Origin of the sequence: Kribbella sp., from assembly GCF_035687465.1 — a bacterium.
Taxonomy (GTDB): Bacteria; Actinomycetota; Actinomycetes; order Propionibacteriales; family Kribbellaceae; genus Kribbella.
In genome coordinates this window covers 1-5296 of the sequence record NZ_DASRXP010000622.1, presented here as the reverse complement: position 1 = coordinate 5296, position 5296 = coordinate 1, and the positions used below count along the sequence as shown (strand labels likewise).

Below are 5296 nucleotides of genomic sequence, written 5' to 3'. Positions count from 1 at the left end.
CGCGCTGATCGTGCCCAGCAAAGCTTCCTTCGCCTCGGGCGAACCAGCGACGGCGATCACCTCGAACTTGCCGTCCGGATGGCGCAGATTCAGGACCGCGATCCCGAACCCGAGACCGTCCACCACTCCGTCGACCACGGCCTGCAGGGTTTCGGCCAGGCTGCGCCCCGCACCCATCCGCGCACTCACCTCATAGAGACGGCGCACGGCGGTCATCCGCACAGTGGGCTCGTTCTGCACTGCGACACTCCGGCACGGCATCGGCGGCCTCACGGGACCCCGCCGCGTGAGGGCCCCTTAACAGAGTGACAGATCGGACCAGCCGGACCACCTGGTCCGACACGCCGATGGCGACCGCACAGTACACCGGACGGTAGTCGACCACTGGCTAACAGTGACGACCATATGCCTTCGAGCGGTCAGTACCGCGTACGGGTGCGGTACGGGCAGCGACGCGACAGGAACGGTTCAGTCAGCCGGACCGTCGTCGTCTGGCGGGACTTCACGGTGCAGGACGTGTGTCCCGGTGACGGCCTTCCGGTGCGGGCCCGCCCGGAGTGGATCTACGCCGACGGAACTCGCGGTTACGGAGCCTGGCGGGCGGACAACAATGGCTGCGGCCAGGACGGCACCAATTTCGGAGACATCAGGTTCAGCGCCGCCAAGGCGGTGGCGAGGGCACTCATGACGGTGTGCGTCTACTCGCAGTCGGAGGGCAACCTGCGATGCAGGACCAGCATCGGCCAAGACAACCAATACGTCTGAGGACGCCTCAGTAGCGCATTCCGGCCAGGGATCGGTAGCTGGTTTCCGCCGAGACCCACGCGTCGGTCGGTGCGTCGTGCTCGACCAGCCACTGCTGTACGCCGCCCCGCTCCGCGTGCGCGAACATCGCCGGGAAGTCGAGCCGACCGGCTCCGACGTCCTCCCAGGACCCGTCCTCGGCCATGTCCTTGACATGCAGAGCGGGGAACCGGCCCGGGTGACCCTCGAAGTAGTCGATCGGGTCCTTACCGCCGTTGACCACCCAGTACAGATCGAGCTCGAAGCCGAGCAGTTCCGGCTCGACCTCGTCGAGCAGGATGTCGAACAGGACCTGGCCGTCGACCTCGTCGAAGTCGTGCCCGTGGTTGTGGAAGAGCAGCTGCAGCCCCTCCGCCTGTGCCGCCCGCCCGGCCACATTGAAGGCGGCGGCAGCCTCCCGGAAGCCGTCGAGCGTCCGCAGTTCGGGAGGCAGCGACGGGACCACGATCCACTTCCCGCCGAGCGTCTTGACGTCCGCCATCGCGCCCTCCCAGTCGTCTGTCAGCCGCGTGTACCCGACATGCTCGAGCACGATCTGGAGGTCGGCCTCGTCGGCGAAGGCTCGGATCTTCTCCGCGGAGTGCCCGAACCGGCCGCTCACCCCGACGGTCCGGTAGCCGATCGCGGCCAGCCGCTTCAGGGTGCCTGGATAGTCCTCGGCCAGCGGCTCGCGCATCGTGTACAGGTGCATGCCGATGCCGTCAGCGGGGATGCTCCGGTCGCTCATAAGGTAGTGCGCTCCTTCACTAGGGTTTCAGGCAACGTGTTCGCGGTAGCTGGCCAGCGCAAGGTCGAAGACCTCCTGGCCAGGGGCGTTCCACAAGTCCTGGTTGAAGATCTCGACCTCCACTGGTCCGTCGTACCCGGCCGCGTCGCAGGCTTCGCGCATCCGCCGCAGCTCGATCGACCCGTCACCCATCATGCCGCGCCCGAGCAGGGTGTCGGCCGGCAAGGGGACCACCCAGTCGCTCACCTGGTAGGAGCAGATCCGGTCACCGGCGCGTTCGATCTGCCGGTAGAGCTCCGCGTCCCACCACAGGTGGTAGGCATCCACGACCACGCCGACCTGCGAGGCGGGGAACTGCTCTGCGAGATCGAGGGCCCCACCCAGCGACGACACCACGCAACGATCCGAGCAGAACATCGGATGCAGAGCCTCGACAGCCAGCCGAACCCCCCGCTCTTCCGCGTACGGCGCCAGCTCGGCCAGCCCGTCGCGCACCATCTCCCGCGCGCCGTCGATGTCTCGCGAGCCAGTAGGCAGTCCACCACTGACGAGAATCAGTACGCCGGTCCCGACCGTGGCCGCCTCGTCGATCGCGCGACGGTTGTCGTCGATCCTCGTACGCCGCTCGGCCGCATCGGTGGCGGTGAAGAATCCGCTTCTGCACAAGGACGAAACCCGCAACCCGGCATCCGCGACCAGCTTCGCCGACCGCTCCACGCCGTACTCCTGGATCGGCTCGCGCCAAAGCCCGATCCACGACAACCCTGCTTCGGCGCTCGCGGCAACGACCTCTTCCAGCGACCAGTACTTCGTGGTCGCCTGGTTCAGGCTGTAGCGGTTCACGCGTCGACACCACCAACGACGAGCAGCTTGCGGAAGCGATCCACCGCAAACTCCGGACGAGCCAGTACTCCGGCCGCGTCGGCCAGGCGGAACGTCTCCGCGAGGTGCGGCAGGGATCGCCCGGTCTGCAGCCCGCCCACCATGCCGAACCCGGGCTGGTGTCCGTTCAGCCAAGCCAGGAAGGCGATTCCGGTCTTGTAGTACAACGTCGGCGCCGAGAAGATCTGCCGGGCCAGCGGCACCGTCGGCGCGAAGATCTCCTCGTACTTCGTCAGTTCCCTGTCATCGAGCGCCTTCAGGGCGGCTGCGGCAGCGGGGGCGATCGCGGCGAAGATCCCGAGTAGGGCATCGCTGTAGCGCTCGCCGTCACCACGGATGAGCGATGGGTAGTTGAAGTCGTCCCCGGTGTAGAGCCGGACACCCTCGGGCAGGCGGTTGCGCAGGGCAACTTCCTTCGAGGCGTCGAGCAAGGAGACCTTGATGCCGTCCACATGGGCCGCGTTCTCGTTGATCAGCTCGACGACCACATCGGCCGCGGTGTCCAGCGAGTCGCTGCCCCAGTAGCCCTCCAGGGCGGGGTCGAACATCGACCCCAGCCAGTGCAGGATCACCGGCCGCGACGACTGGCTCAGCAGCCTGTCGTAGACCTTGCGATAGTCGTCCGGCGATCCGGCGGCCGCGCACAACGCCCGGCTGGCCATCAGGATCGGCTGCGCGCCGACCTCCTCGGCCACCGCCAGTTGCTCCTCGTACGCCGCGATCACCGCATCCAACGGATGCACCCCAGCCGGCAACTGATCGGTCCCCACCCCCACAGCAATCTGCTTCTCACCCGCGCCCCCCGCACTCCCTACGACGGAGGAGCGGAGTGGTGCCTCGGCTGCGGAGCGGCGGATCAGTTCTTGGGTGGCGGGCCAGTCGAGGCCCATGCCTCGTTGGGCGGTGTCCATCGCCTCGGCCACCGACAGCCCGAGCGACCACAGATGCCTGCGGAACTCCAGTGTGTGGTCCCAATCGATCACCGCGGGCGCACCGGGCGAGTTGTCCCCGAGGGGATCCGCCACCACATGGGCGGCCGCGAAGGCGAGCCGGCTGCGGGCAGGTTGATAGGTGCCGTGGGCAACCGGTTCGCCGATCAGGTGATACGTCTCCAGCTTGCCGTCGAGCGGTAGCCGCAGCGACAGCGTCATACCGGTTCCTCAAGACCGAGCGCGGGAACCTCCAGCTTGCGACCCTCGCGCCACGACTGCAGCCCGAGCTCCGCGAGCTGCACACCCTTGACGCCCTCGACGAAGTCCCAGGTGAAGGGCGCATCCTCCACAACGTGCCGGAGGAACATCTCCCACTGCACCTTGAACCCGTTGTCGAACACCTCGTTGTCCGGCACGTCAGCCCACTGGTTCCGGAACGGCTCCGTGGCCGGCAGGTCCGGGTTCCACACCGGCTTGGGCGTCGCCGAACGGTGCTGCGCCCGGCAGTTCCGGAGCCCCGCGACCGCGGACCCCTCCGTGCCGTCCACCTGGAACTCGACGAGCTCGTCGCGGAACACCCGGGTGGCCCACGACGAGTTCAGCTGGGCGATGATCCCGCCCTCCAGTTCGAACACGCCGTACGCCGCGTCCTCCGCGGTCGCGTCGTACGGGCGGCCCTGCTCGTCATACCGGGTCGGGATGTGCGTGGCGCCCTGGCAGTAGACCGTCTTGACCGGGGCGAAGATCTGGTCGAGCACGTACCGCCAGTGGCAGAACATGTCGACGATGATGCCGCCGCCTTCTTCCTGCTTGTAGTTCCAGGCCGGGCGCTGCGCCTCCTGCCAATCGCCCTCGAAGACCCAGTAGCCGAACTCGCCGCGCACCGAGAGGATCTGGCCGAAGAAGCCGCCGTCGACGAGTCGCTTCAGTTTGCGCAGGCCGGGCAGCGACAGCTTGTCCTGGACGACGCCGTTCTTCAGCCCGGAGTCGCGGACCAGCGTGGCCAGGGCGATCGCGGCGTCGAGTCCCTCCGCGATCGGCTTCTCGCAGTAGATCGCCTTGCCGGCCTCGACCGCGGCCCGGACGCCCTTCTCCCGGAGTTGGGTGAGCTGGGAGTCGAAGTAGATCTCGACGTCGGGCTCGGCGAGCGCCTCGGACAGGTCGGTGGTCCAGCGGGTCAGCCCGTACTGGTCCGCGATCCGCCGCAGCTTGAGCTCGTTGCGGCCGACCAGGATCGGGTCGGGGATGATCACCGTCCCGTCGGCGGCCTGGATGCCGCCCTGCTCGCGGATCGCCACGATGGACCGCTCCAGGTGCTGGCGCAGGCCCATCCGGCCGGTGACGCCGTTCATCACGATGCCGACGCGTCGCTCGTTCACTGTCGTTGCCTCTCTTCGGCGCTGCTCTTTGTCGGGGCGGTGCTCGTACGCCGGTCCGGCGACTGCGGGCTCTTCGTGGAGCCTGGGAAAGGGCTTTCCAAGGCTGTGACGGCAACCTTAGGTGGGCCGTCACGGCGAGTCAACCTGTAACCCGGGGAGACCGGAAAACGGTTGCACCGGCTCGCCGCCGCAGCGTCGCCCTGGGCGGATGGGGTACGGCGCCACGATGAGCGTTAGCGTCGGCACACCAGACGAGAGGAGCACAGTGGTCGAAGACAACGGACCCCCGGCCGCATCCCAGGAGCCCATGCGGTCCACCGACCACGCACAACAGGATGAGCCCACCCCTGAGCAGCTCCCGGGCACCGGCCCGGAGCAAGCCGATCAGCCGGGCGTGGAGCGGCGGGGGCGGGAGCGGCGGGGTGATGATCGGCGGGGGCGGGACGAGCAGCGGGAGCTCTACCGGACGATGGATCTGGCGCTCCGGATCGGCGAGGTCGTGCTGTCCAGCGGCGCCGGTACCGCCGATGCCACGGCGACAATCCTCGCCGTCACCGCGGCCGGTGGTCTCC

5 protein-coding genes and 2 pseudogenes are annotated in these 5296 nt (G+C 68.1%); 2 read left to right on the top strand and 5 right to left on the bottom strand.

Features of this window, described 5'->3' with window-relative positions; genetic code table 11:
• A pseudogene (locus VFG33_RS32925) lies at window positions 1–216 on the bottom strand (diguanylate cyclase domain-containing protein); the annotation flags it as partial.
• A gap of 189 nt (window positions 217–405) precedes the next feature.
• Between VFG33_RS32925 and VFG33_RS32920 the strand changes: the two are divergent.
• On the top strand, window positions 406–765 hold the full coding sequence (locus tag VFG33_RS32920) for a hypothetical protein (protein WP_325056903.1): 360 nt from the start codon (window positions 406–408) through the stop codon (window positions 763–765).
• 7 nt (window positions 766–772) lie between these two features.
• Here VFG33_RS32920 and VFG33_RS32915 read toward each other — a convergent pair whose 3' ends face one another.
• Genes VFG33_RS32915 through VFG33_RS32900 form a run of 4 tightly spaced genes read right to left on the bottom strand, consistent with a single transcriptional unit; the run spans window position 773 to window position 4724 of the window.
• Window positions 773–1531 carry a sugar phosphate isomerase/epimerase family protein gene (locus VFG33_RS32915; protein ID WP_325056902.1) on the bottom strand — a complete coding sequence of 253 codons (759 nt, stop codon included), beginning with the start codon at window positions 1529–1531 and terminating at the stop codon, window positions 773–775.
• 27 nt (window positions 1532–1558) lie between these two features.
• Window positions 1559–2374, bottom strand: coding sequence for a sugar phosphate isomerase/epimerase family protein (locus tag VFG33_RS32910; protein ID WP_325056901.1), 816 nt, complete (start codon window positions 2372–2374; stop codon window positions 1559–1561).
• Entirely contained in the window at window positions 2371–3564 is a 1194-nt protein-coding gene (locus VFG33_RS32905) for a dihydrodipicolinate synthase family protein (protein WP_325056900.1), read from the bottom strand. The genes VFG33_RS32910 and VFG33_RS32905 overlap by 4 nt, the downstream gene beginning before the upstream one ends.
• Entirely contained in the window at window positions 3561–4724 is a 1164-nt protein-coding gene (locus tag VFG33_RS32900) for a Gfo/Idh/MocA family protein (protein WP_325056899.1), read from the bottom strand. Before VFG33_RS32900 ends, VFG33_RS32905 begins: the two co-directional genes overlap by 4 nt.
• 307 nt (window positions 4725–5031) lie before the next feature.
• On the opposite strand from VFG33_RS32900, the pseudogene VFG33_RS32895 reads away from it, so the two are divergent.
• A pseudogene (locus VFG33_RS32895) lies at window positions 5032–5296 on the top strand (threonine/serine ThrE exporter family protein); the annotation flags it as partial.

Excerpts from the sequence above, each read along its gene's own strand:
- VFG33_RS32915 (WP_325056902.1), bottom strand. The coding sequence starts at position 1,531 with ATGAGCGACCGGAGCATCCCCGCTGACGGCATCGGCATGCACCTGTAC.
- VFG33_RS32905 (WP_325056900.1), bottom strand. The coding sequence starts at position 3,564 with ATGACGCTGTCGCTGCGGCTACCGCTCGACGGCAAGCTGGAGACGTAT.
- VFG33_RS32920 (WP_325056903.1), top strand. The coding sequence starts at position 406 with ATGCCTTCGAGCGGTCAGTACCGCGTACGGGTGCGGTACGGGCAGCGA.